The sequence below is a fragment of the Pseudorhodoferax sp. genome (assembly GCF_047601025.1).
Taxonomy (GTDB): domain Bacteria; phylum Pseudomonadota; class Gammaproteobacteria; order Burkholderiales; family Burkholderiaceae_C; genus Pseudorhodoferax.
The window spans coordinates 726,286-750,061 of the sequence record NZ_JASGJZ010000001.1; the positions used below are offsets into that span (position 1 = coordinate 726,286).

The following is a 23,776-nucleotide window of genomic DNA, read 5'->3' on the forward strand; positions in this document are numbered from 1 at the left end:
TCACAGCCAGCGCTCGCGGATCAGCCGCAGCATTTCGCGCGCGGCCTGGCCGCGGTGGCTGTGCGCGTTCTTCACCTCGGGCGGCAGCTGCGCGAAGGTCCGGCCGAAGGCCTCGATCCACATCACGGGGTCGAAGCCGAAGCCGCCGTCGCCGACCGGCGCATCGGTGATGCGGCCGGCCGCGCGGCCGACCGCGATCAGCGGCTCCGGGTCGTCCGGGCTGCGCACGGCCACCAGCGTGCTGACCAGCGCGGCGCGGCGGTCGGCGACGCCGCGCATCTGCTCCAGCAGCGCGCGCACGTTGTTCGCGTCGCCCTTCTCGTAGCCGAACCGGGTGGCGTAGTAGGCCGTGTCCACGCCGGGCAGGCCGCCGAAGGCAGCGACGCACAGGCCGGCGTCGTCGGCCACGGACGGCAGGCCGGTATGGCGCGCGGCGTTGCGGGCCTTGGCGAGCGCGTTCTCGACGAAGGTGCGGAACGGCTCCTCGGCCTCGGGTACGCCGAGCCGGCCCTGGGCGATCAGCTCCACGCCCAGCGGCGCGAACAGGGCCTGCAGCTCGGCCAGCTTGCCCTGGTTGTTGGAGGCCAGAACCAGTTGCATCAGCCGGCCAGCGCCTCGAGCTGCAGCGCGATCAGCTCCTGGATGCCCTTGTCGGCCAGCTGCAGCAGCCGGTCCATCTCCACGCGCGTGAAGGCCGCGCCCTCGGCCGTGCCCTGCACCTCGACGTAGTGGCCGGCGCCGGTCATGACCACGTTCATGTCGGTGTCGCAGGCCGAGTCCTCGAGGTATTCGAGGTCCAGCAGCGGCGTACCCTGCACGATGCCGACCGAGACCGCCGCGACCGGCTGCACGATCGGCGAATGCGCCAGCCTGCCGTCGGCCAGCAGCTTGTTCACGGCGTCCTGCGCGGCCACGAAGGCGCCGGTGATCGCGGCCGTGCGCGTGCCGCCGTCGGCCTGCAGTACGTCGCAATCGAGGTGGATGGTGCGCTCGCCCAGCCGGCCGAGGTCGAACACGGCGCGCATCGAGCGGCCGATCAGCCGCTGGATCTCCTGCGTGCGCCCGCTCTGCTTGCCGCGCGCGGCCTCGCGGTCGCTGCGCGTGTGCGTGGCGCGGGGCAGCATGCCGTACTCGGCCGTGACCCAGCCCTCGCCGCTGCCGCGCTTGTGCGGCGGCACGCGCTCCTCGACCGAGGCGGTGCACAGCACGCGCGTCTGGCCGAACTCGATCAGCACCGAGCCCTCGGCATGGATGGTGAAGCCGCGCGTGATGCGCACGGGCCGCAGCTGGTCGGCGGCGCGGCCGCCGGTTCTTGCAAATTCAGTCATGGGGCGATTGTCGCAACTTGCCCGCACTGGCGACGCTGGCAAGCGCGCGACGGCCACCCGGCCCGCGGAGGGCCCATAGTAGGATCGCCGACCTTTGCAGCAGCGCCGGCGCGGCGCCCTCCTTCTTCCATGACGCATCCGACGACCTCCCTGGACAAGGCCAAGATCAAGTTCCTGCTGCTCGAAGGCGTGCACGCCTCCGCCGTGGAGGTGCTGCGCGCGGCCGGCTACAGCCAGATCGAGACGCTGCCCTCGGCCCTGCCGGACGAGGAGCTCAAGCGCCGCATCGCGGACGTGCACTTCCTCGGCATCCGCTCGCGCACGCAGCTGACAGCCGAGGTGTTCGCGCATGCGCACAAGCTGGCCGCCGTCGGCGCCTTCTGCATCGGCACCAACCAGATCGACCTGCAGGCCGCGCGCGAGCGCGGCATCGCGGTGTTCAACGCCCCCTACTCCAACACGCGCTCGGTGGCCGAACTGGTGATCGCCGAGGCCATCCTGCTGCTGCGCGGCGTGCCGGCCAAGAACGCGGCCGCGCACCGCGGCGGCTGGCTCAAGACGGCCGAGAACGCCTACGAGATCCGCGGCAAGACGCTGGGCGTGGTCGGCTACGGCGCCATCGGCACGCAGCTGTCGGTGCTCGCGGAAGCGCTGGGCATGCAGGTGCTGTTCCACGACATCGTGGCCAAGCTGCCGCTGGGCAACGCGCGCCAGGTCGGCAGCCTGGACGAACTGCTGGCCGCCAGCGACATCGTGAGCCTGCACGTGCCCGAAACCCCGGCCACGCAGTGGATGATCGGCGCCGCGCAGATCGCGGCCATGAAGCCCGGCGGCATCCTGATCAACGCCTCGCGCGGCACGGTCGTCGAGATCGAGCCGCTGGCCGAGGCCGTGCGCGCGGGCCGGCTGCTCGGCGCGGCGATCGACGTGTTCCCGGTCGAGCCGCGCGGCAACAAGGACGAGTTCCAGTCGCCGCTGCGCGGCCTGGACAACGTGATCCTGACGCCGCACATCGGCGGCTCCACGCTGGAGGCGCAGGCCAACATCGGCATCGAGGTGGCCGAGAAGCTGGTGCGCTACAGCGACACCGGCACCACCACCTCGTCGGTCAACTTCCCCGAGGTCTCCCTGCCCTCGCACCCGGGCAAGCACCGGCTGCTGCACGTGCACCAGAACCGGCCCGGCGTGCTGTCGGACATCAACCGCATCTTCTCGGACAACCGCATCAACGTCGCCGCGCAGTACCTGCAGACCAACGACGCGATCGGCTACGTGGTGATCGACCTCGACGCCGGCTCGTCCGAGCTGGCGCAGGAAAAGCTCGCCCAGGTGCCGGGAACGATCCGCAGCCGCGTGCTGTTTTGAGGGGAAGTTAACTCCCCGCATGGCGCCCCCTGTGGGTATCTGAACCCGCCAGGGCGCCACATGCCAACACAGATACCAACAAGGTGTTGGCATGTCACGGCGTTGAAGCAAAAGAAAAACCCGCAATGCCAGGAAGCATGCGGGTTTCGAAAGGTTCTGGGATTCTTGGTGCCGATTGTCGGAATCGAACTGACGACCATCCGCTTACAAGGCGGGCGCTCTACCAACTGAGCTAAATCGGCGAACCGGGCGATTCTATCCACCCCGCCCCAGTCTACTTGACGCGCTTGAGCGAGGGCCGGCCCGGGTGGCCCCCTGGCTTGGGCGGCTCCGGATCGTCGCCGCCCTCCTCGCCCTCGGTGGAGTCCACCGGCGCCAGCGGCCGCACCCGGGGCGCCGGCTCGTGGGCCGCCGCCGGCGGGACCGCGGGCGCAGCAACGCCGGCACCCGCCACTGGGGACGGAAAGGCCATGCCCTGGCCATTCTCGCGGGCGTAGATCGCGATCACGCGGCTGACCGGCACCAGGATCTCCCGGGCCACGCCGGCGAAGCGCGCCTTGAACTCGATGAAGTCGTTGCCGAGCTTCAGGCCGCTGGTGGCGTCGAAGCTGACGTTCAGCACGATCTCGCCATCCTTGACGTACTCGCGCGGCACCTGCACCGATTCGTCCACCAGCACGGCGATGTACGGCGTGAAGCCGTTGTCGGTGCACCATTCGTACAGCGCCCGGATCAGGTACGGGCGGGTGGAAGTGGTGTCCAGCGCGTTCATGCGGCGTCCCGTTCCGCGCTTACTTGCGCATGACCTTCTCGGAAGGCGTCAGCGCCTCGATGTAGGCCGGGCGCGAGAAGATGCGCTCGGCGTACTTGAGCAGCGGCGCGGCGTTCTTGCTGAGGTCGATGCCGTAGAAGTCCAGGCGCCACAGCAGCGGCGCGATGGCCACGTCCAGCATCGAGAAGTTCTCGCCCAGCATGTACTTGTTCTTCAGGAACACCGGCGCGAGCTGCGTCAGGCGGTCGCGGATGTGGGAGCGCGCCTTCTCCAGCGCCTTCTCGTTGCCCTTGGAGGCGCGCGACTCCAGCAGGCCCACGTGCACGAACAGTTCCTTCTCGAAGTTCAGCAGGAACAGGCGCACGCGCGCGCGATCGACCGGGTCGCCCGGCATCAGCTGCGGGTGCGGGAAACGCTCGTCGATGTACTCGTTGATGATGTTGGACTCGTACAGGATCAGGTCGCGCTCGACCAGGATCGGCACCTGGCCGTACGGGTTCATGACGCTGATGTCTTCCGGCTTGTTGTAGAGATCGACGTCGCGGATCTCGAAGTCCATGCCCTTTTCGAACAGCACGAAGCGGCAGCGGTGGGAGAAGGGGCAGGTCGTTCCCGAGTACAAGACCATCATGAGAGAAGACTCCTAAAAATCAAAAGAGTGGGCTGCGTAGCCGCACCCACTCTGTACGAGCCCGCGGACGGTGCCGCGGGCGCGGCTGGCTTACTTGACGTCTTTCCAGAACGCCGCGTTCAGACGCCATGCGATGAAGGTGAACACCATCAGGAACAGCAGCACCCAGACGCCCACGCGCACGCGGGTGTTCTGCGCCGGCTCGGCCATCCAGGTCATGAAGTTCACGAGGTCGCCGACGGCCTGGTCGTACTGCAGCGGCGTCATGGTGCCGGGCGTGACCTGCTCCCAGCCCTTGAACACGTGGGTCGTATGGCCGTGGCTTTCGACCTCCTCGAACACCGGCTTGCGCTCGCCCTGCAGTTCCCACAGCACGTGCGGCATGCCGACGCTGGGAAAGGCCAGGTTGTTCCAGCCGGTGGCCTTGGTGTCGTCGCGGTAGTAGGTGCGCAGGTAGGTGTACAGGTAGTCGGCCCCGGTGCCGCCGTGGCCGGCGCGCGAGCGCGCCACCAGCGTCAGGTCGGGCGGGTTGGCACCGAACCATTCCTTGGCCTGGCGCGGGTCGATCGCGGCCTTCATGGTCTCGCCGACCTTGTCGGTCGTGAACAGCAGGTTGTCCTTGATCTGCTGCTCGGTGAGGCCGATGTCCCTGAGCCGGTTGAAGCGCATGAACGCGGCCGAGTGGCAGTTCAGGCAGTAGTTGACGAACAGCTTGGCACCGTTCTGCAGCGAGGCCATGTCGTTCGTGCGGACCGGCGCCTTGTCCCAGGCGATGCCGTCTTCGGCCGCGTGCGCGCCGACGGCCAGGCCCAGCGACAGCAGCAGGCCGGCGAGGAAACCGTGGAGATTCTTTTTCATGATCTGCTTGTGCTCCCTGGGCTCAGTGCGGGTTGAACGTCACGCGCGCGGGCACCGGCTTGGGCTCGCCCAGGCGGCTCCACCAGGGCATCAGCAGGAAGAAGCCGAAATAGAACAGGGTACCGACCTGGGACACACGCTCGCCGATCGGCGACGGGGGCTGCACGCCCAAGTAGGCCAGGACCAGGAAGTTGATCACGAACACGCCGTAGACGTACTTGTGCCAGTCCGGACGGTAGCGGATCGACTTGACCGGGCTGTGGTCCAGCCAGGGCAGGAAGAACAGGATGATCACGGCGCCGCCCATCACGACCACGCCCCAGAACTTGGCGTCGATCGACAGCATCAGCGCGATAGCCACGAGCGCGGCGACGGCGATGATGCCCTTGACGAAGCCCGGCAGGCGCAGCTTGAGGATCATCAGCCCGGCGCCCAGCACCACGCAGGCCACCAGCACGTACACCATCTCGGCGGTGATGGCCCGCAGCATCGAGTAGAACGGCGTGAAGTACCAGACCGGGGCAATGTGCGACGGCGTCTTCAACGGGTCGGCCGGGATGAAGTTGTTGTATTCGAGGAAGTAGCCGCCGAGCTCGGGCGCGAAGAAGATGACGGCGGTGAACACCATCAGGAACACGCACACGCCGAAGATGTCGTGCACCGTGTAGTACGGATGGAAGGGGATGCCGTCCAGCGGCTTGCCGTTGGCGTCCTTGGTGGCCTTGATCTCGATGCCGTCGGGGTTGTTGGAGCCCACGTCGTGCAGCGCCAGCAGGTGCGCCACGACCAGGCCCAGCAGCACCAGCGGCACGGCGATCACGTGGAAGCTGAAGAAGCGGTTCAGCGTGGCGTCGCCGACGACGTAGTCGCCGCGGATCAGCAGCGCCAGGTCGGGGCCGACGAACGGGATCGCGGAGAACAGGTTCACGATCACCTGGGCGCCCCAGTAGGACATCTGGCCCCAGGGCAGCAGGTAGCCCATGAAGGCCTCGGCCATCAGGCACAGGAAGATCGCGCAGCCGAAGATCCAGACCAGCTCGCGCGGCTTGCGGTACGAGCCGTACAGCAGGCCACGGAACATGTGCAGGTAGACCACGACGAAGAAGGCCGATGCGCCCGTGGAGTGCATGTAGCGGATCAGCCAACCCCAGGGCACGTCGCGCATGATGTACTCGACGGACGCGAACGCCACGTTCGCGTCCGGCTTGTAGTGCATCACGAGGAAGATGCCGGTGACGATCTGGATCACCAGCACCAGCAGCGCGAGCGAGCCGAAGATGTACCAGAAGTTGAAGTTCTTCGGCGCGTAGTAGTCCGACATGTGGACGCGGTACGCGTCGAACGCCGTCGGGAAGCGGTTGTGCAGCCAGTTCGTCGCGTGCGCGCCGATCGACGCGTTCGGCGAGATTTCCTTGAATTCAGCCATGTCCGTCGTGCCCCCTCAAGCCTTCTTGTCCTCGCCGATCAGCAGGCGCGTGTCGGACAGGTACATGTGCGGCGGCACCTCGAGGTTGTCGGGCGCCGGCTTGTTGGCATACACGCGGCCCGCCATGTCGAAGGTCGAGCCATGGCAGGGACACAGGAAGCCGCCGGCCCAGTTGTCCGGCAGCGAGGGCTGGGCGCCGGGCTGGAACTTGTCGACGGGAGAGCACCCGAGGTGGGTGCAGATGCCGACCACGACCAGCACTTCCGGCTTGATCGAGCGCGCCTCGTTGCGCGCGTACTCCGGCGTCAGCTCGGACGGCTTGCGCAATGACTTGGGATCGGCGAGCTGGGAATCGAGCTTGGGCAGCTCGGCGAGCTGCTCCGGCGTGCGGCGGACGATCCACACTGGCTTGCCGCGCCATTCCACGGTGACCTTCTCGCCCGGCTTGAGCGCCGAGATGTCGACCTCGACGGCGGCACCCGCAGCCTTGGCGCGTTCCGAAGGCTGGAAGGTGCTCACGAACGGAACGGCGGTTGCAACGCCGCCCACCGCCCCCGCGCAACCGGAGGCGATCAGCCATGTCCGCTTGCTACGGTCGACTGGAATGTCACTCATGGGGTTCCTCGATCGATGTTGTCACTTATTGGAGTCAACAGGAGATTGTAGCGGAGCGTTTTCGGCGCCCCAGGCGCTGCGAGCCGCTCCGCCCGCCGCCTGCGACGCGCTTTTTTTGCAGCGACAATGCGCGCGTTTTCAATCCCGGAAGGAAACTGGTCATGGGCATGATGCAGGAGTTCAAGGAATTCGCCGTCAAGGGCAACGTGATCGATCTCGCCGTGGGCGTGATCATCGGCGGTGCCTTCGGCAAGATCGTCGATTCGGTCGTGGCCGATCTGATCATGCCCGTCATCGGCCTGGTGTTCGGCAAGCTGGACTTTTCCAACCTGTTCCTGGTGCTGGGCACGGCCCCCGCCGACACGCCGATGACGCTGGACGCGCTGCGCAAGGCCGGCGTGCCGGTGCTGGCCTACGGCAACTTCATCACCATCGCGGTGAACTTCATCATCCTGGCCTTCATCATCTTCATGATGGTCAAGCAGATCAACCGCCTGAAGCGCGCGGAACCGCCCCCGCCGCCCCCGGCCGTGCCGGAAGACATCGCGCTGCTGCGCGAGATCCGCGACAGCCTGAAGAAGTGACGCAGCCGCGCGCCGGCTAGCGGACCAGCTGGCGCGCCATGCGCAGCGCCTCGACCAGGCTGCGCGCATCGGCCCGGCCGGTGCCGGCGATGTCGAAGGCCGTGCCGTGGTCCGGGCTGGTGCGCACCAGCGGCAGGCCCAGCGTGACGTTCACCCCCTGCTCCACGCCGAGGTACTTCACCGGGATCAGGCCCTGGTCGTGGTACATCGCGACCACCACGTCGAATTCGCCGGTGCGCGCCCGCATGAAGACCGTGTCGGGCGCATAGGGGCCGCTGGCGTCCATGCCCTCGGCACGCGCGGCCGCGATGGCCGGCGCGATGGTGTCGATCTCCTCGCGGCCGAACAGGCCGCCCTCGCCGGCATGCGGATTCAGCCCGGCCACGGCGATGCGCGGCGCCCGCTGCAGCAGGCCCGCCAGCGCCGTATGCGTGATGCGCAGCGTCTGCAGCACGTTCCCGAAGCTCACGGCATCCAGCGCCGCCCGCAGTGCCACGTGGATGCTCACCAGCACGGTGCGCAGCTCGGGATTGGCCAGCATCATGCGCACCGGCATCTGGTCGACGCGCAGGCCCGCGTGCGCGGCGGCCTCGGCCTGCAGCAGCTCGGTATGGCCCGGAAACGGCACGCCGGCGGCCGCCAGGGCTTCCTTGTGCAGCGGGGCCGTGACCAGCGCCGCCACCTCGCCGCGCAACGCGGCACGCGCGGCCCAGGCGACGCAGTCCGCCGCCAGCCGCCCGGCCGCCGCGCTGACCACGCCGAACGGCATCGGTGCCATGGCCGGTCCCGGCTGCAGCACCGGGATGCACCGTGGCGGCACCTGCCAGGCCTCCTCGGCCATCTCGATCGGCGCCAGCGCAGGCGCCACGCCCGGCAGCAGCGCCGTGGCGCGGCGCATCAGGCCCACGTCGCCGACCACGAAGTAGCCGCGCAGCAGTTCGGGCTCGGCGCAGTAGGCCTGGGCGATGATCTCCGGGCCGATGCCGGCGGCATCGCCGAGCGTGATCGCGATGGGCCGCGCGGACATCAGGCCGGATTCCCGATGTCGATGAAGCGGTGCTGCAGGCCCAGCTCGTCCGCCAGATGGGCCGCCACCGCGGGCGCACCGTAGCGCTCGGTCGCATGGTGGCCGCAGGCCAGGAAGGCCACGCCGCACTCGCGCGCCAGGTGCGCCTGCGGCTCGGAGATCTCGCCGGTGATGAAGGCCTGCGCGCCTGCGGCGATGGCCGCCTCGAAGTAGGACTGCGCGCCGCCGGTGCACCAGGCGACGCGGCGCAGCGGCCCCGCGTCCGGATCCACCAGCGTCACACCGCGGCCCAGGCGCGCCTCGACGTGCCGCGCCAGCGCGGCGGCATCGTCGAACGCCGCCTCGCCGAGGAAACCCAGGTCCTGCTCGCCGAAGCGCGCCGGCAACAGGTCGAAGCCGAGCACCTTCCCCAGCTGGGCGTTGTTGCCCAGTTCGGCATGGGCATCGAGCGGCAGGTGATAGGCGTACAGGTTGATATCGTGCCGCAGCAGCAGCGCCAGGCGCTGCTTCATCCAGCCCGTGACGGTGCCGCTCTGGCCGCGCCAGAACAGGCCGTGGTGCACGAAGATCGCGTCGGCCCCGTCGGCGATCGCGGCCTCGATCAGCGCGCGGCTCGCCGTGACGCCGCTGACCAACCGCCCGACCCCGGCCCGCCCCTCGACCTGCAGCCCGTTCGGGCCGTAGTCCTTGAAGCGGGCAGGCTGCAGCAGCGCGTCGCAGGCCTGCAGCAGTCGTTCACGGGTCACGGTGGTCATCGCGCGATTGTGTCAGGCCAGCGCCAACGCCAGCGGCGGGCCCGGCCCGTTGCCCGACAATGCGCCATCTCCCCCCGATCCCCCTGTTTGCCACCATGAAGCGCTTCTGGCTGCTGTTCTCCCAGGCCGTGACCGTGTTGCTCGCGGCCTATTTCGTCGTCGCCACGCTGAAACCCGAGTGGCTGAACCGGCGCAGCGTCATCGGCGGCAGCCTGTCGGTCATCGAGGCACCGCCCAGCCCGCCGGGCAGCGTCGCCGCCGGCAGCTTCGCGCCGGCGGCCAAGCGCGCCGCGCCGGCCGTGGTCAGCATCAACACCAGCACGGCGGCGCGCCACCCGAACAGCAACGACCCCTGGTTCCGCTTCTTCTTCGGCGACCGCGGCGCCGAGCCCCAGGCCGGCCTGGGCAGCGGCGTGATCGTCAGCCAGGAGGGCTACGTGCTGACCAACAACCACGTGGTCGAAGGCGCCGACACGATCGAGGTGGTGCTGAACGACGCCCGGCGCGCCCAGGCCCAGGTCGTCGGCACGGACCCGGAGACGGACCTCGCGGTACTGAAGATCGACCTGGACAAGCTGCCGGTCATGGTGCTGGGCAGCTCCGACGCGCTGCAGGTCGGCGACCAGGTGCTGGCCATCGGCAACCCGTTCGGCGTCGGCCAGACCGTCACCAGCGGCATCGTCAGCGCGCTGGGCCGCAACCAGCTGGGCCTGGCGCTGTACCAGGACTTCATCCAGACCGACGCGGCCATCAATCCCGGCAATTCCGGCGGCGCGCTGGTGGACATGTCCGGCAACCTGCTGGGTATCAACACCGCGATCTATTCGCGCTCGGGCGGCAGCATGGGCATCGGTTTCGCGATTCCGGTGTCCACGGCCAAGCTGGTGCTGGAGGGCATCGTGCGCGACGGCCAGGTCACGCGCGGCTGGATCGGCGTGGAACCGAACGACCTGTCGCCGGAACTGGCCGAGACCTTCGGCGTGAAAGCCACCAGCGGCGTGATCATCACTGGCGTGCTGCAGAACGGCCCGGCCGCGCAGGCCGGCATCCGCCCCGGCGACGTGATCGCGCAGGTGGCCGGCCGGCCGGTCGTCAACGTCTCGGAACTGCTGTCCAGCGTGGCCGCGCTGAAGCCGGGCGAGAGCGCGCCCTTCGCCGTGCTGCGCCGCGGCGAGCAGCTGACCGTGCAGGTCACGCCCGGCGTGCGGCCGAAGCCGCAGCACCTGCAGCAGCGCCCCTGATCACGAACCGCTGCTGCCGGCCTTGGCGTCGGCCTCGTCGGCCGGCCCCTGGGTGTGCTTGATGAACAGCTGCGCGGCCCAGATCCCGACCTCGTACAGCAGGCACATCGGGATCGCCAGCGCCAGCTGCGACACCACGTCCGGCGGCGTGACGACGGCCGCGACCACGAAGGCCAGCACGATGAAATAGCCGCGGAAGCTCTTGAGCTTGTCCACGTCGACGATGCCCATGCGCGCCAGCACGATCACGGCGATCGGCACCTCGAAGGCCAGGCCGAAGGCCAGGAACATGGTCAGCGCGAAGGTCAGGTAGGCCTCGATGTCCGGCGCGGCCGTGATGCTCTTGGGCGCGAAGCCCTGGATGAACTTGAACACCTGGCCGAACACGAAGAAATAGCAGAACGCCACGCCGATGAAGAACAGGATGGTGCTGGAAATCACCAGCGGCATCACCAGCTTCTTCTCGTGCGAGTACAGGCCCGGCGCGACGAACGCCCAGACCTGGTAGAGCACCACCGGCAGCGCGACCATGAAGGCCGCCATCAGCAGGATCTTCAGCGGCACCAGGAACGGCGAGATCACCGAGGTCGCGATCAGCGTGGCGCCGTGCGGCAGGGCCGCCACCAGCGGAGCGGCCAGCAGGTCGTACAGCGTGCCCGGCCCCGGGTACACCGCCAGCACCGCCGCCACCACGCCGACCGCGAGAACGGCCTTGATCAGCCGGTCGCGCAGCTCCATCAGGTGCTCCACGAACGGCTGCTCCGTACCGGCGAGTTCGTCTTCCTTGTTGTTCGGGTCAGCCATGGTGCTGGCGGCCTGGACACTGCACGTCCGGCCGCCGGCCGGACGCGGCGCCCGCCGCGTTCAATTGGGTTTCTGCGGCCGGTAGCGGGCCACGCGCGCGGCGCCGGACAGGGCCTTGGTGCGGACGCCGGCGCGCGCCTTGTACCACTGGGGCGTCGCGCCCCGTTTCACGCGCCAGTGCTTGTTGGGGTGCTTGTATTCGGGATAGCGGGTGAAGCTGTCCGCCGTGGTGGTCGGGGCGGACGAAACGCCGCTCTCGCCCGTGAGCCCGGCCGTGGTGGCGGCCCAGTCCTTCTCGAGGTCCGACGCCGTCGACTGGATGGAAGTCTCCACGTCGCGCGCGGCGCTGACGACCGAGTCCTTCATCTTCTTGAGCTCGTCGAGCTCCATGGACCGGTTGACTTCGGCCTTGACGTCGGCGACGTAGCGCTGCGCCTTGCCGAGCAGCGTGCCCACGGTGCGCGCCACGCGCGGCAGCTTCTCCGGCCCGATGACGATTAGCGCCACCGCGCCGATCAGCGCCATCTTGGAAATGCCGAGGTCGATCACGGCGCGATCAGGACTTGTTCTTGGCCTCGACGTCGATCGTGGCCTTCTCGGCACCGGCCGCGTTGGCGACCTGGGCGTTCGGCGCAGCCGGCTTGTCGTCGGCGCTGCCGTCCTTCATGCCGTCCTTGAAGCCCTTGACGGCACCGCCGAGGTCGCTGCCCATGTTCTTGAGCTTCTTGGTGCCGAACACCATGACCACGATCAGCAGCACGATCAGCCAGTGCCAGATGGAAAACGAACCCATGGTGTACTCCTTGCGAATGGGGCGAATTTTAGTCGGCGGGACGAAACACTCCCGCCCGCGAGTGCTTGGTTCAGCCGCGCGCCCAGGGACGCGGGCCTCCCAGCACGTGCAGATGCAGGTGGTGGACTTCCTGGCCGCCCTCGGCGCCGGTGTTGACCATCAGGCGGAAGCCGCCTTCCGGGTACGGGTTGCAGCCCTCCTGCATGGCCAGCCGCGGCGCCAGCGCCATCATGCGACCCAGCATCGGCGCATGCGCATCCGACACCTGGGCCATGGACGCGACATGCGCCTTGGGCACGACCAGGAAATGGATGGGCGCGGCCGGCCGGATGTCGTGGAACGCAAAGAACTCCTCGTCCTCGTGGACCTTGCGGGACGGAATCCGCCCCTGGACGATCTTGCAGAACAGGCAATCGGGGTCGTGCATGGAGTACTCGCTCAACGGGGAAAGCCGACGGGGCGGCTGGCATTCATGTCCACCATGCCGCGGACGATGCGGTACAGGAACCAGACCGAGATCACCAGCCAGGCGATGGCGCCAGGCAGGTACAGCAGCAGGTACAGCGGCAGCGTGACCAAGTACAGCACGCCGGCCCACAGCACCGAGCGGATGCGCCAGGAGAAGTGGCTGGCCTGCCAGGTGCCCTCGGCATCGGGCTTCTTCACGAGGTCGATCACCAGCGCGACGATCAGCAGCGCGATGCTGGGCTGCGCGCCAGGCACCACAGCCGCCACGGCCACGATCAGGTGCAGCAGGTAGCTGACCCAGCCGATGGTCTTGAGCTGCTGGGCCTGCTGGTCGTCCTTGACTTCCACGTCGATGATGTCAGCCATGGCTTTCTCCTTCGCGGGCGACGGCCTTGCGCAAGGCCTTTTCCTCGATGCCGCTGGTGCCTTCGCGACGCACCAGCTCGGCGACCACGTGCTGCGGGCCGCGCCCGTAGTGGGCCAGCGCCACCATGGAGTGGAACCACAGGTCGGCCACCTCGCCGACCAGCTTGTCGCGCAGGTGCTCCAGGTCGCCGCGGCCGGCGTCGACGTCCTTGGCGGCCATGACGACCTCGGTCGCCTCCTCGCCAATCTTCTTCAGGAAGGCGTCCGGCCCCTTGTGCAGCAGCCGGGCCACGTAGCTGGCCTGCGGATCACCGCCGGCCGCCGGCCTGCGGCTCTCGATCACGGCGGCCAGGCGGGCCAGGGCATCTGGGGTCGGGAGGTTCATGGCGGCCTATTTGTAGATGGACTCGGGGTCTTTCAAGACCGGATCGACCGTCTGCCAGCCCTGGCCGTCGAAGCGGCGGAAAAAGCAGCTGTGCCGGCCGGTGTGGCAGGCGATGCCGGGCTCGTGCCCCCGCTGCGTGACCTTCAGCAGCACCACGTCGGCGTCGCAGTCCAGCCGGACCTCGTGCACGGTCTGCACGTGGCCGGACTCCTCGCCCTTGAACCACAGCTTGCCGCGCGAGCGGCTGTAGTAGACCGCACGGCCCAGTTCCACGGTCTTGCGCAGCGCCTCGCGGTCCATCCAGGCGAACATCAGCACATCGCCGCTGGCGGCCTCCTGGGCGATGGCCGGCACCAGGCCCTGCGCATCCCACTTGACTTCGTCCAACCAATCCATCGCGGCATTGTCCGCCATCGCGCCCGGCATGCCGATGACGGCTACAGGCGTACGGGAATGCCGCGGGCGGCCATGTGCTCCTTGGCCTGGCGCACGGTGAATTCGCCGTAGTGGAAGATGCTGGCGGCCAGCACCGCGTCGGCGCCGCCGGCCTGCACGCCGTCGGCCAGGTGGTCCAGGCTGCCGACGCCGCCGGAGGCGATCACCGGCACGTCCACCGCGTCGCTGACGGCGCGCGTGAGCGCCAGGTCGAAGCCGGACTTGGTGCCGTCGCGGTCCATGCTGGTCAGGAGGATCTCGCCGGCGCCGCGGCGGGCCATCTCGCGCGCCCACTGCACGGCGTCCAGGCCGGTATTCCTGCGGCCGCCGTGGCTGTAGACGTCCCAGCCCGGGCCGCGCTGCGCCGCCTCGTCGGGCGTGCGGCGCTTGGCGTCGATGGCCACGACGATGCACTGCGCACCGTACTTGTCGGAGGCTGCGCTGATCACGTCGGGATCGGCGATCGCGGCGGAGTTGAAGCTGGTCTTGTCGGCGCCGGAATTCAGCAGCCGGCGCACGTCCTCGACGGTGCGCACGCCGCCGCCCACGGTCAGCGGGATGAAGACCTGCGCGGCCACGGCCTCGATGATGTGCAGGATCAGGTCGCGTCCGTCGCTTGTGGCCGTGATGTCCAGGAAGGTCAGTTCGTCGGCGCCCTGCTCGTTGTAGCGCGCGGCGATCTCCACCGGATCGCCGGCGTCACGCAGTTCGACGAAGTTGACGCCCTTGACGACGCGGCCGCCGGTGACGTCCAGGCAGGGAATGATGCGTTTTGCCAGCATGAATGGAAGAAAGGAGCGCTGGCTCAGGCCAGCTGGAGCCGCTGCCAGCCGGACCAGCGCGCGTCCGGCGCCAAGGCGACGGGCCGCTCGACCTGGGCCGCCTCGACGCACAGCATCTGCGCATGGCTGTCGGGCGCCATGTCGGCCATGCCGGCGCACTTGGCGGCGCCGGGGTTCCAGACCACGGTGTCCTCGAAGCTCGCGCTCTGCGCGATCGACAGCACGGTAGCGCCGTCGTGCAGCCGCAGCGGCGCGGCGGCGGCACGGAACACGCGGTCGAACTCGCCGTCCAGGCGCACGGCGCCGGCATGCGGCACACGGCGATCGGTCAACGCATCCCAGCAGGGCTGGCCGTCCAGGCCATCGAGCCGCACCGCGGCGGCATCCTGCACGCGCAGGTAGGTGTGCAGCGCCCCGGTGAAGGACCAGGCGGTGGCACCAGTGTTGTGCAGGTCCAGCCGCATGGCCAGCCGGCCCGGGCCGAGCCGCAGCGTCAGCGCGAAGTGGAAGTCGTGCGGCCACGTCGCCCGCGTGGCCGCATCGCTGGCCAGCTCCAGCGTCAGCTCCAGGTCGCCGCTGGCCGCGTCCACGCGCGCGCCGCCGGCACGCCAGGGCAGGTTGCGGACGAAGCCGTGCTTGGGCAGCGGGCCGCGTTCGTTGAACTGCGGCAGGCACACCGGCACCCCGCCGCGGATCGCGCTGCGGCCGTCGAACAGCGCGCGCGGGCTCAGGAACAAGCGCTCGGCGCCGGCGCCCGTCCAGGACAGCAGGTGCGCGCCGTGCAGCGCCACCAGCAGGCTGTTATGCCCGTCCAGGCTCAGCCGCAGGCAGGGCTGGCCGCGGAACGACTCGACGGCGGCAGCCGGCTCAGCCATTGGGATACTGGTCGGCGCGCTCCTGCGCACGGGCGAAGTCCAGGTCGCCGGTGTAGATCGCGCGGCCGCAGATCACGCCTTCGATGCCCTCGTCCTCGACGGCGCAGAGCTTGTCGATGTCGGCGATGTCGGACAGGCCGCCCGAGGCGATGACCGGCGTGTTCAGGGCCTGGGCCAGCTTGACGGTGGCCTCCACGTTGATGCCGGTCAGCATGCCGTCGCGGCCGATGTCGGTGTAGATGATGGACTCGATGCCGTAGTCCTCGAACTTGCGGGCCAGGTCGACGACCTCGTGCCCGGTCAGCTTGCTCCAGCCGTCGGTGGCGACCTTGCCGTCCTTGGCGTCCAGGCCCACGATGATGTGGCCGCCGAACGCGGTGCAGGCATCGTGCAGGAAGCCGGGGTTCTTGACCGCGGCCGTGCCGATGATCACGTAGCGCAGGCCGGCGTCGAGGTAGCGCTCGATCGTGTCCAGGTCGCGGATGCCGCCGCCCAGCTGCACGTCCACCTCGTCGCCGACCTCCTTCAGGATGCGGCGGATGGCCAGTTCGTTCTTCGGCTTGCCGGCGAAGGCCCCGTTGAGATCCACCAGGTGCAGGCGCCGCGCGCCCTGGTCGACCCAGCGGCGCGCCATCTCGGCCGGATCGTCGCTGAAGGTGGTGGACTGTTCCATGTCGCCTTGCTTGAGGCGCACGCATTGACCGTCTTTCAGGTCGATCGCGGGAATGAGGAGCATGGTGCCGGAAGCAGCAGGAGCCGAAGAAAGGGAGTCAGGGATTCCAGTGGAGGAAGTTGCGGTACAGCGCCAGACCCTGCGCAGCGCTCTTCTCCGGGTGGAACTGGGTCGCAAAAATATTATCGCGGGCAATGGCGCTGGTAAAGGTTTGCCCGTATTCCGTCACGCCGGCGCTGTGCTCCGGGCTGGCCGGGCGCGCGTAGAAGCTGTGCACGAAATAGAACCAGCTGCCCTGTGGTACCTCGCCCCAGACCGGGTGGCGACGGCCGCCGTGCTGCTGCTGGACCACGCGGTTCCAGCCCATCTGCGGCACCTTGTAGCGGCTGCCATCGGGCTGCAGGCGGCCGTGCAGCTGGAAGCGCACGACGTCGCCGCCGATCAGGGCCAGGCCCGGCGTGTCCTGTGCCGCATCGCCGGCGCGCACTTCCTCGCTGCGGTCCAGCAGCATCTGCATGCCGACGCAGACGCCGAACAGCGGCTTGCTGCGCGCCGCCTCGAGCACGGACTCCATGAGACCGGAGTCGAGCAGTTCGCGCATGCAGTCCGGCATCGCGCCCTGGCCCGGCAGCACCACGCGGCCGGCGGCGCGCACGACGTCGGGATCGGCCGTCACCTGCACCGCGAAGCCTTCGCCGGCCGCGGCCGCCTGCACGGCCTGCGACACGGAACGCAGATTGCCCATGCCGTAGTCGACCACGGCCACGGTTCTGTCAGTCATGGATCAGAGCGAACCTTTGGTGGAGGGAATGGTGCCGGCCGCGCGCGGGTCGAGTTCCAGCGCCGCGCGCAATGCCCGGGCGAAGGCCTTGAACACGGTTTCGCACTGGTGGTGCGCATTCTCGCCGCGCAGGTTGTCCACGTGCAGCGTCACGAAGGCGTGGTTCACGAAGCCCTGGAAGAACTCGTGCGCCAGCTGGGTGTCGAAGCCACCGATCATGCCGCTCTTGAACGGCACGTTCATCACCAGGCCGGGACGGCCCGAGAAGTCGATGACGACGCGGCTCAGCGCCTCGTCCAGCGGCACGTAGGCGTGGCCGTAGCGGCGGATGCCCTTCTTGTCACCGATGGCCCTGGCCACGGCCTGGCCCAGCGTGATGCCCACGTCTTCCACCGTGTGGTGGCCGTCGATGTGCAGGTCGCCGTCGGCCTGGACGTCCAGATCGATCAGGCCGTGCCGTGCGATCTGGTCCAGCATGTGGTCGAAGAAGCCGATGCCGGTGGCCAACCGGGCCTGGCCGGTGCCGTCCAGGTTCACGCGCACCGTGATCCGGGTCTCGGCGGTGTTGCGGCTGACTTCGGCCGTACGGGCAGCGGGAGAAGATGCGTGGGTCATAGGGAATCCTGCAGGGCGCGCAGCATCTGCGCGTTCTCGTCGGCCGTGCCGACGGTCAGGCGCAGGCAGTTGGCCAGCAGCGGATGCATTCTAGAAACGTTCTTGATGAGCACGCCGCGGGCCTTCATGCGCTCGAACACGGCCTGGGCGTGCCCTTCGTCGCTGCCGTTCACGCGCACCAGCACCATGTTGGCATCGCTGTTCCAGGCCGTGACACCCGGCATGGCCCGCAGCGCCGCCAGCAGCGACTCACGCTGCGCACGCAAGTCGCGTGCCTGTGCGGCGAACACCTCGGCGTGCTCCAGCGCGAACAGCGCGCATTCGGCATTCAGCACGCTGACGTTGTAGGGCGGGCGCACCTTGTCGAACTCGGCCACCAGCGCGGCCGGTCCCATCAGGTAGCCCAGGCGCACACCCGCCAGGCCGAACTTGCTCAGCGTGCGCATCAGCAGCACGTGCCCGTGGCGCGCCACGCGGTCGAGGTAGCTGCGGCTCGCGAACGGCTGGTAGGCCTCGTCCATGACCACCAGGCCCGGCGCGGCCGCGACGATGCGCTCGATGGCGGCGTCGTCCCACAGGTTGGCGGTCGGGTTGTTCGGGTAAGCCAGGAAGACGATGGCGGGCCGGTGCTCGGCGATGGCAGCCAGCATCGCGGCCTCGTCGAGCTCGAAATCCGCCGTCAACGGCACGCCGACGAACCCAAGGCCCTGCAACTGCGCGCTCATCGCGTACATCACGAAGCCCGGCACTGGCGCCAGGACCGTGGCGCCCGGCCGGGCGCAGGCCAGGGCCAGCAGCGAGATCAGCTCGTCCGAGCCGTTGCCCAGCATCAAGGCGAAGCCCTCCGGCAGCCCGGCGTGGGCGGCCAGCGCGCGGCGCAGTTCGTCGATGCGCGGGCCGGGATAGCGGTTCAGCGCCAGCGCGCCCAGGCGCTGGCCCAGCGCCTGCTGCAGTTCGGGCGGCAGCCGGTGCGGGTTCTCCATCGCGTCCATCTTGAGCAGGCCGGCGGCGTCCTGCACGACATAGGCATGCAGGTCGCGCACGTCGGGGCGGATGCACTGGAGAGCGGAAGTCAGGCGGGACATGCGGGAAGTTCGTCCGGTGAGAACAGGAAAGGGTTGAGGATGGTGAGCGACTCCACGCGCTGGCCGTGCTGCAGGTCTTCCGTGAGCAGATGGCCGCAGCCAGCCTGCATGGCCGCGGCGACGATCAGCGCATCGCAGAAGGGCAGGCCGTGCCGTGCCTCCACGCCCCAGGCGGTCTCGATGGTCTGGTGGTCGAGCTGCCAGGGCTGCCACAGCTGCAGCCGGCGCACCTTGGCACGCGCATCGCCCTGGGCCATGCCGAGCCGGCGCACGGCGCTGACGTAGTACTCGTTCAGCACCTGCATGCTGATCCGGCCGCGGTGCGCCCGCCAGAGGTGGTCCAGCCACTGGCGCGCGCGCAGGCGCTTGGCCTCGTCGGCACCGTCGTCCGCGTACAGCAGGACGCCGGTGTCAACGAAAACGGTCGAGGCGGCCGACATCGAATTCGTCACGCGCAGGGCATGGCACACCGGAGGACGTCCAACTGCGCTCGTCGGCCTGCCATTCACGGTAGGCCCGCTCGTAGGCATCGTCGTGCCGCATCTTCTCGGCCAGCATTTCGCCGACCAGGCGCGACACGCTGGAACCGCGCCGCGCGGCCTCGATGCGCACCCATTCGAGCACTGCATCTTCCACGGTGATGGTGACGTTCTTCACGCCAGGATGCTACACGAGACTCGTGGAACACGAAGATCGTGTCCTGATGCCCTACTCCACCGGCACCAGCAAGGTCCAGGGTTCGACCTCCAGGGCGCGCGCCAGCCTCTCGATGTTGGACAGCGAGACATTCCAGACGGAGCGTTCGATGGCAGAGACATAGGTGCGGTCCAGCTCGCAGACCAGCGCCAGCTTCTCCTGGGACCAACCCTTGGCCACCCGCAGGCTGCGCACATGCCAGGCCAGGATGCCGCGCAGATCGCCGCGGTCGGGCTGAATTTTTGGAAGTGAAGGCTTGGCCGGCACCTCGCTGAGCTTCGCCACCTGCTCCATTTGCATCCACGGAGTTTGCTTCTCATAAAACACGGCCCGGTCGGCGCGACTGCGCCACGCCGGCCCGCCGAGCCGATCAAGTTCTATCGCCAGGCAGTGACCATCCACCAAGGAAGGAGCGTGAACATGACTGGGCGGTCTCAAATCCGAAATGCAACACCGGGCATTTGTTGATCGATTAATGGATTGTCGCGTCGCGGTGTTCGGCGATGCCGTGCACGAGGTCGCGCATGGCCTGGATGGGGCTGCGCCAGTCCAGTGTGGCGCGCAGCCGGTATTCAGCAGGTCGGCAATGCAGTCCAGTCGTCCTGGCTGTAGGCCGACAAATCGGTGCCCTTGGGCAGGAACTGGCGCAGCAGTCCGTTGGTATTCTCGCACCTGAGCAGTCAAAGACTTCGTCAACGGCAAGCTCGGGTTTACGCTGATTTGACGGGGTAGCCCAAGCGGGCATCCGCTACGGTCCGCAGCGGTACGCGTTCTGCAGCGCGGCCGACATGACGAGTTGCACCGGCATGTCGGCCTCGTACAAACCGGCGTGGCGGGTCAGTTCGCCCTGGTACAGCGAGCGGGCCATGGCAGGCTCGAAGCGGCGGCGGCCGACGCAGAACGGCGGCTTCCCGCCGGTGCGCTGGACGGTATCGGCGCCTTCGCGCAGCCCCTCCATCACGCCGACGAGGTAATAACCGGCGTGAGCGCGACCGTCCTCCTCGCTGGCCTCCAGGGTGCGCAGTTCGCGGATGCTCATGGCCTGCGCTGCCACGGCACCGGCCAGCGCCAGGGCGCCGGCCAGGAGCCGCGACCGCCGCCGCATGGCCGTGCTCAGCGGCCCAGCCGCATCTCGGCCGCGCGCGCGTGGGCCTGCAGGCCCTCGCCGTGCGCCAGCACCGAGGCGATGCGGCCGAGCGCCTGCGCGCCGGCCGCGCTGACCTCGATCAGGCTGCTGCGCTTCTGGAAGTCGTAGACGCCCAGCGGACTGGAGAAACGCGCCGTGCCCGAGGTCGGCAGCACGTGGTTGGGGCCGGCGCAGTAGTCGCCCAGGCTCTCGCTGGTGTAGGCACCGAGGAAGATGGCGCCGGCATGCCGCAGCAGCGGTTCCCAGCGGTGGGGTTCGGCGCTGCTGACCTCCAGGTGCTCGGGCGCGATGCGGTTGCTGATGGCGCAGGCCTCCTCCATGTCGCGCGTGAGGATCATCGCGCCGCGGCCGTTCAGGCTGGCGGCGATGATGTCGGCGCGCGGCATCTGCGGCAGCAGGCGGTCGATCTCGGCCTGCACGCGGTCGAGGTAGGCCGCGTCCGGGCTCAGCAGGATGCTTTGTGCCAGTTCGTCGTGCTCGGCTTGGCTGAACAGGTCCATCGCCACCCAGTCCGGCGGCGTGCTGCCGTCGGCCAGCACCAGGATCTCGCTCGGGCCGGCGATCATGTCGATGCCCACGGTGCCGAACACGCGGCGCTTGGCCGCCGCCACGTAGGCGTTGCCCGGGCCGGTGATCTTGTCCACGGCCGGGATGGTGACCGTGCCGTAGGCCAGCGCGGCCACGGCCTGGGCGCCACCGATCGTGAACGCGCGGGTGACGCCGGCCACGTGCGCCGCCGCCAGCACCAGCAGGTTCTTCTCGCCGCGCGGCGTCGGCACGACCATGACGATCTCGCCGACGCCTGCGACGTGCGCCGGGATGGCGTTCATCAGCACGCTGGACGGATAGGCCGCCTTGCCGCCCGGCACGTAGATGCCCACGCGGTCCAGCGGCGTGACCTTCTGGCCCAGCAGCGTGCCGTCGGCGTCGCGGTAGGTCCAGCTCTCGCCGCAGGCCTTCTTCTGCGCCTCGTGGTAGGTGCGTACGCGCGCCGCGGCGGCCTGCAGCGCATCGCGCTGCGCGGCAGGCAGGCCGTCGAAGGCGGCCTGCAGCTCGGCCGGGCTCAGCGCCAGCGCCTGCAGGTCCGGCGCGTCCAGGCCGTCAAAGCGGCGGGTGTACTCCAGCACCGCGGCATCGCCGCGCCGCTGCACGTCGGCCAGGATCTCGGCCACGCGCTGCTCGATCGCGGCATCGGTGTCGGCCGACCAGTGCAGCCGGGTCTTGAACTGCGCCTCGAAGTCGGCGCTGGCGGTGGACAGGCGCAGGGGCCGGGCGAGCAGCGTCATGCGGTGGCCTCCTCCAGCCGGTGCGCGCGCACGGCGGCGGCCAGGCCGTCGAGCACCGGGCGCAGCGCGTCCTGCTTGAGCTTGAGCGCGGCCTGGTTGACGACCAGGCGCGCGCTGATGTCCATGATGCGCTCGACCTCCACGAGGTCGTTGGCGCGCAGCGTGTTGCCGGTGGACACCAGGTCGACGATGGCATCGGCCAGGCCGGTCAGCGGCGCCAGCTCCATGCTGCCGTACAACTTGATCAGGTCCACGTGCACGCCCTTGGTGGCGAAGAAGTCGCGCGCGATGCCGACGTACTTGGTCGCCACGCGCAGGCGCGAGCCCTGGCGCACGGCCGAGGCGTAGTCGAAGTCCTTGCGCACGGCCACGCTGATGCGGCAGCGCGCGATCTGCAGGTCCAGCGGCTGGTACAGGCCCTGGCCGCCGTGCTCCAGCAGCGTGTCGCGGCCGGTGATGCCCAGGTCGGCGCCGCCGTACTCCACGTAGGTCGGCACGTCGGTGGCGCGCACCAGCACCACGCGCAGCTCGGGCCGGTTGGTCGGCAGGATCAGCTTGCGCGAGGTTTCGGGATCCTCCAGCACCTCGATGCCGGCTGCGCGCAGCAGCGGCAGCGTCTCGTCAAAGATGCGGCCCTTGGACAGCGCCAGCGTGATCATGCCTTGATCCTCTCGATGTCCGCGCCGATGCCGCGCAGCTTGGACTCCATGCGGTCGTAGCCGCGGTCCAGGTGGTAGACGCGGTCGACCACGGTCTCGCCCTCGGCCACCAGGCCGGCGATGACCAGCCCGGCGGAGGCGCGCAGGTCGGTCGCCATCACGGTCGCGCCCGACAGCCGCGGCGCCCCTTCGATCAACGCGACCTTGCCGTCGACCTGGATATGGGCACCCAGCCGCAGCAGTTCGTTCACGTGCATGTAGCGGTTCTCGAAGATGGTTTCCGTCACCTTGCTGGCGCCCTGCGCGATGCAGTTCAGCGCCATGAACTGGGCCTGCATGTCGGTCGGGAAACCCGGGTACTCGGTGGTGCGGAAGCTCTGCGCGCGCAGGAAGGCATAGGCCGGCGCGTCGGCCTGGATGCGGATGCCGCCGTCGACGGCCTGCACGCGGGCCCCGGCATCGCGCAGCTTCTCGACCACGGCGTCCAGGTGGTCGGCCCGGGCCTCGCGCAGCAGCACGTCGCCGCCGGTCGCGGCGACCGCGCACAGAAAGGTACCGGCCTCGATGCGGTCGGCCACGACCCGGTGGCTGCAACCATGCAGGCGCTCCACGCCCTGGATCACGATGCGGCGCGTGCCGTGCCCCTGGATGCGCGCGCCCATCGCGATCAGCATCTCGGCCAGGTCGGGGATCTCGGGCTCCTGCGCGGCGTTCTCCAGCACCGTCTCGCCCTCGGCCAGCGTGGCGGCCATCATCAGGTTCTCGGTGCCGGTCACGGTGACCATGTCGGTCGTGATGTGGGCGCCGTGCAGCCGCGTACGACCGGCCGGCAGGCGGGCGACCATGTAGCCGTGCTCCACGTCGATCTGCGCGCCCATGGCCTGCAAGCCCTTGACGTGCTGGTCCACCGGGCGCGAGCCGATCGCGCAGCCGCCCGGCAGCGAGACCGTGGCCCGGCCGAAGCGCGCCAGCAGCGGGCCCAGCGCCAGCACCGAGGCGCGCATGGTCTTGACCAGGTCGTAGGGTGCCTCGGGCTTGTCCAGCGCACGCGCGACGAGGGCCACGCGGCCGTCCTCGTGCTGCTCCACGGCCACGCCCATGTTGCGGATCAGCTTCAGCATCGTGGCCACGTCCTGCAGGCGCGGCACGTTGGACAGCTGCACCGCCTCCTCGGTCAGCAGGGCCGCGCACAGCTCGGGCAGGGCCGCGTTCTTGGCGCCGGAAATACACACCTCGCCGGCCAGCCGGGGGCCGCCGCGAATCAACAGTTTGTCCATCGGAAGCAGTTCAGGAAATCATCGGGAGGCTCGCCGGAAGCCCGCAG

At 69.1% G+C, this 23,776-nt stretch carries 32 protein-coding genes, 1 tRNA gene and 1 pseudogene; 3 read left to right on the forward strand and 31 right to left on the reverse strand.

The window, feature by feature from the left end:
* Both QM782_RS03470 and rph read right to left on the reverse strand, forming a co-directional pair.
* Complete coding sequence (locus QM782_RS03470; RefSeq protein WP_415201535.1) at nt 1–600, reverse strand: non-canonical purine NTP pyrophosphatase; 600 nt, start codon at nt 598–600, stop codon at nt 1–3.
* Nucleotides 600–1,328 (reverse strand): ribonuclease PH, encoded by a 729-nt coding sequence (rph, locus tag QM782_RS03475; RefSeq protein ID WP_415201536.1) that lies wholly within the window; start codon nt 1,326–1,328, stop codon nt 600–602. The genes QM782_RS03470 and rph overlap by 1 nt, the downstream gene beginning before the upstream one ends.
* Before the next feature lie 129 nt (nt 1,329–1,457).
* On the opposite strand from rph, the gene serA reads away from it, so the two are divergent.
* Nucleotides 1,458–2,693: a phosphoglycerate dehydrogenase gene (gene serA, locus QM782_RS03480; RefSeq protein WP_415201537.1), complete on the forward strand. Its 1,236-nt coding sequence runs from the start codon at nt 1,458–1,460 to the stop codon at nt 2,691–2,693.
* A 166-nt stretch (nt 2,694–2,859) separates the two neighbouring features.
* Here the strand turns inward: serA and QM782_RS03485 are convergent.
* The 6 genes from QM782_RS03485 to petA all read right to left on the reverse strand — a co-directional run bounded on the left by QM782_RS03485 (nt 2,860) and on the right by petA (nt 6,995).
* Nucleotides 2,860–2,935, reverse strand: a tRNA-Thr gene (locus tag QM782_RS03485).
* Between the two features lie 32 nt (nt 2,936–2,967).
* Nucleotides 2,968–3,465, reverse strand: a complete 498-nt coding sequence (locus QM782_RS03490; RefSeq protein ID WP_415201538.1) for a ClpXP protease specificity-enhancing factor — start codon at nt 3,463–3,465, stop codon at nt 2,968–2,970.
* Between the two features lie 19 nt (nt 3,466–3,484).
* Nucleotides 3,485–4,096 carry a glutathione S-transferase N-terminal domain-containing protein gene (locus QM782_RS03495; RefSeq protein WP_415201539.1) on the reverse strand — a complete coding sequence of 204 codons (612 nt, stop codon included), beginning with the start codon at nt 4,094–4,096 and terminating at the stop codon, nt 3,485–3,487.
* A 90-nt stretch (nt 4,097–4,186) separates the two neighbouring features.
* A complete protein-coding gene (locus QM782_RS03500) occupies nt 4,187–4,954 on the reverse strand; it encodes a cytochrome c1 (RefSeq protein ID WP_415201540.1) in 768 nt (255 codons plus the stop codon).
* A gap of 22 nt (nt 4,955–4,976) precedes the next feature.
* Nucleotides 4,977–6,380 (reverse strand): cytochrome b, encoded by a 1,404-nt coding sequence (locus tag QM782_RS03505; protein ID WP_415201541.1) that lies wholly within the window; start codon nt 6,378–6,380, stop codon nt 4,977–4,979.
* 15 nt (nt 6,381–6,395) lie between these two features.
* Nucleotides 6,396–6,995, reverse strand: coding sequence for a ubiquinol-cytochrome c reductase iron-sulfur subunit (gene petA, locus QM782_RS03510; RefSeq protein WP_415201542.1), 600 nt, complete (start codon nt 6,993–6,995; stop codon nt 6,396–6,398).
* Nucleotides 6,996–7,156: 161 nt separating this feature from the next.
* On the opposite strand from petA, the gene mscL reads away from it, so the two are divergent.
* Entirely contained in the window at nt 7,157–7,579 is a 423-nt protein-coding gene (gene mscL / locus QM782_RS03515; RefSeq protein ID WP_415201543.1) for a large conductance mechanosensitive channel protein MscL, read from the forward strand.
* A gap of 16 nt (nt 7,580–7,595) precedes the next feature.
* Here mscL and pdxA read toward each other — a convergent pair whose 3' ends face one another.
* Together pdxA and QM782_RS03525 are read right to left on the reverse strand one after the other, a co-directional pair.
* Nucleotides 7,596–8,606, reverse strand: coding sequence for a 4-hydroxythreonine-4-phosphate dehydrogenase PdxA (pdxA, locus tag QM782_RS03520; RefSeq protein ID WP_415201544.1), 1,011 nt, complete (start codon nt 8,604–8,606; stop codon nt 7,596–7,598).
* A complete protein-coding gene (locus QM782_RS03525; protein ID WP_415201545.1) occupies nt 8,606–9,361 on the reverse strand; it encodes a Nif3-like dinuclear metal center hexameric protein in 756 nt (251 codons plus the stop codon). Before QM782_RS03525 ends, pdxA begins: the two co-directional genes overlap by 1 nt.
* A 95-nt stretch (nt 9,362–9,456) precedes the next feature.
* On the opposite strand from QM782_RS03525, the gene QM782_RS03530 reads away from it, so the two are divergent.
* The gene (locus tag QM782_RS03530; protein WP_415201546.1) at nt 9,457–10,602 is read left to right on the forward strand and encodes a S1C family serine protease; all 1,146 of its coding nucleotides are present in this window, start codon (nt 9,457–9,459) and stop codon (nt 10,600–10,602) included.
* Here QM782_RS03530 and tatC read toward each other — a convergent pair whose 3' ends face one another.
* The 21 genes and pseudogenes from tatC to murA all read right to left on the reverse strand — a co-directional run bounded on the left by tatC (nt 10,603) and on the right by murA (nt 23,729).
* Entirely contained in the window at nt 10,603–11,406 is an 804-nt protein-coding gene (gene tatC, locus QM782_RS03535) for a twin-arginine translocase subunit TatC (RefSeq protein ID WP_415201547.1), read from the reverse strand. It lies immediately after the preceding gene.
* A gap of 60 nt (nt 11,407–11,466) precedes the next feature.
* A complete protein-coding gene (locus QM782_RS03540; RefSeq protein WP_415201548.1) occupies nt 11,467–11,955 on the reverse strand; it encodes a twin-arginine translocase TatA/TatE family subunit in 489 nt (162 codons plus the stop codon).
* A gap of 7 nt (nt 11,956–11,962) precedes the next feature.
* Nucleotides 11,963–12,199: a Sec-independent protein translocase subunit TatA gene (tatA, locus tag QM782_RS03545; RefSeq protein WP_415201549.1), complete on the reverse strand. Its 237-nt coding sequence runs from the start codon at nt 12,197–12,199 to the stop codon at nt 11,963–11,965.
* A 70-nt stretch (nt 12,200–12,269) separates the two neighbouring features.
* On the reverse strand, nt 12,270–12,626 hold the full coding sequence (locus QM782_RS03550) for a histidine triad nucleotide-binding protein (protein WP_415201550.1): 357 nt from the start codon (nt 12,624–12,626) through the stop codon (nt 12,270–12,272).
* Between the two features lie 11 nt (nt 12,627–12,637).
* Entirely contained in the window at nt 12,638–13,033 is a 396-nt protein-coding gene (locus QM782_RS03555; protein ID WP_415201551.1) for a DUF4870 family protein, read from the reverse strand.
* Nucleotides 13,026–13,418, reverse strand: coding sequence for a phosphoribosyl-ATP diphosphatase (locus QM782_RS03560; protein ID WP_415201552.1), 393 nt, complete (start codon nt 13,416–13,418; stop codon nt 13,026–13,028). The genes QM782_RS03555 and QM782_RS03560 overlap by 8 nt, the downstream gene beginning before the upstream one ends.
* A gap of 6 nt (nt 13,419–13,424) precedes the next feature.
* The gene (gene hisI / locus QM782_RS03565) at nt 13,425–13,814 is read right to left on the reverse strand and encodes a phosphoribosyl-AMP cyclohydrolase (protein WP_415201553.1); all 390 of its coding nucleotides are present in this window, start codon (nt 13,812–13,814) and stop codon (nt 13,425–13,427) included.
* Between the two features lie 41 nt (nt 13,815–13,855).
* Nucleotides 13,856–14,635: an imidazole glycerol phosphate synthase subunit HisF gene (gene hisF / locus QM782_RS03570; RefSeq protein WP_415201554.1), complete on the reverse strand. Its 780-nt coding sequence runs from the start codon at nt 14,633–14,635 to the stop codon at nt 13,856–13,858.
* 23 nt (nt 14,636–14,658) lie between these two features.
* Entirely contained in the window at nt 14,659–15,510 is an 852-nt protein-coding gene (locus QM782_RS03575) for a D-hexose-6-phosphate mutarotase (protein WP_415201555.1), read from the reverse strand.
* Nucleotides 15,503–16,246: a 1-(5-phosphoribosyl)-5-[(5-phosphoribosylamino)methylideneamino]imidazole-4-carboxamide isomerase gene (gene hisA / locus QM782_RS03580; protein ID WP_415201556.1), complete on the reverse strand. Its 744-nt coding sequence runs from the start codon at nt 16,244–16,246 to the stop codon at nt 15,503–15,505. Before hisA ends, QM782_RS03575 begins: the two co-directional genes overlap by 8 nt.
* Nucleotides 16,247–16,280: 34 nt before the next feature.
* The gene (gene hisH / locus QM782_RS03585; protein WP_415201557.1) at nt 16,281–16,964 is read right to left on the reverse strand and encodes an imidazole glycerol phosphate synthase subunit HisH; all 684 of its coding nucleotides are present in this window, start codon (nt 16,962–16,964) and stop codon (nt 16,281–16,283) included.
* Nucleotides 16,965–16,967: 3 nt separating this feature from the next.
* Nucleotides 16,968–17,579: an imidazoleglycerol-phosphate dehydratase HisB gene (gene hisB, locus QM782_RS03590; RefSeq protein ID WP_415201558.1), complete on the reverse strand. Its 612-nt coding sequence runs from the start codon at nt 17,577–17,579 to the stop codon at nt 16,968–16,970.
* Nucleotides 17,576–18,664: a histidinol-phosphate transaminase gene (hisC, locus tag QM782_RS03595; protein WP_415201559.1), complete on the reverse strand. Its 1,089-nt coding sequence runs from the start codon at nt 18,662–18,664 to the stop codon at nt 17,576–17,578. Before hisC ends, hisB begins: the two co-directional genes overlap by 4 nt.
* The gene (locus QM782_RS03600) at nt 18,652–19,104 is read right to left on the reverse strand and encodes a PIN domain-containing protein (RefSeq protein ID WP_415201560.1); all 453 of its coding nucleotides are present in this window, start codon (nt 19,102–19,104) and stop codon (nt 18,652–18,654) included. The genes hisC and QM782_RS03600 overlap by 13 nt, the downstream gene beginning before the upstream one ends.
* The gene (locus tag QM782_RS03605; RefSeq protein ID WP_415201561.1) at nt 19,076–19,321 is read right to left on the reverse strand and encodes a CopG family transcriptional regulator; all 246 of its coding nucleotides are present in this window, start codon (nt 19,319–19,321) and stop codon (nt 19,076–19,078) included. The genes QM782_RS03600 and QM782_RS03605 overlap by 29 nt, the downstream gene beginning before the upstream one ends.
* A 51-nt stretch (nt 19,322–19,372) precedes the next feature.
* Entirely contained in the window at nt 19,373–19,762 is a 390-nt protein-coding gene (locus tag QM782_RS03610; protein ID WP_415201562.1) for a helix-turn-helix domain-containing protein, read from the reverse strand.
* 70 nt (nt 19,763–19,832) lie between these two features.
* Nucleotides 19,833–20,031, reverse strand: a pseudogene (locus QM782_RS03615) (IS30 family transposase); the annotation flags it as partial.
* Between the two features lie 77 nt (nt 20,032–20,108).
* Nucleotides 20,109–20,399 carry a hypothetical protein gene (locus tag QM782_RS03620; protein ID WP_415201563.1) on the reverse strand — a complete coding sequence of 97 codons (291 nt, stop codon included), beginning with the start codon at nt 20,397–20,399 and terminating at the stop codon, nt 20,109–20,111.
* Nucleotides 20,400–20,473: 74 nt separating this feature from the next.
* Nucleotides 20,474–21,793, reverse strand: coding sequence for a histidinol dehydrogenase (gene hisD / locus QM782_RS03625; RefSeq protein WP_415201564.1), 1,320 nt, complete (start codon nt 21,791–21,793; stop codon nt 20,474–20,476).
* Nucleotides 21,790–22,452: an ATP phosphoribosyltransferase gene (gene hisG / locus QM782_RS03630; protein ID WP_415201565.1), complete on the reverse strand. Its 663-nt coding sequence runs from the start codon at nt 22,450–22,452 to the stop codon at nt 21,790–21,792. The genes hisD and hisG overlap by 4 nt, the downstream gene beginning before the upstream one ends.
* Complete coding sequence (gene murA, locus QM782_RS03635; protein WP_415201566.1) at nt 22,449–23,729, reverse strand: UDP-N-acetylglucosamine 1-carboxyvinyltransferase; 1,281 nt, start codon at nt 23,727–23,729, stop codon at nt 22,449–22,451. Before murA ends, hisG begins: the two co-directional genes overlap by 4 nt.
* Nucleotides 23,730–23,776: the final 47 nt, after the last annotated feature.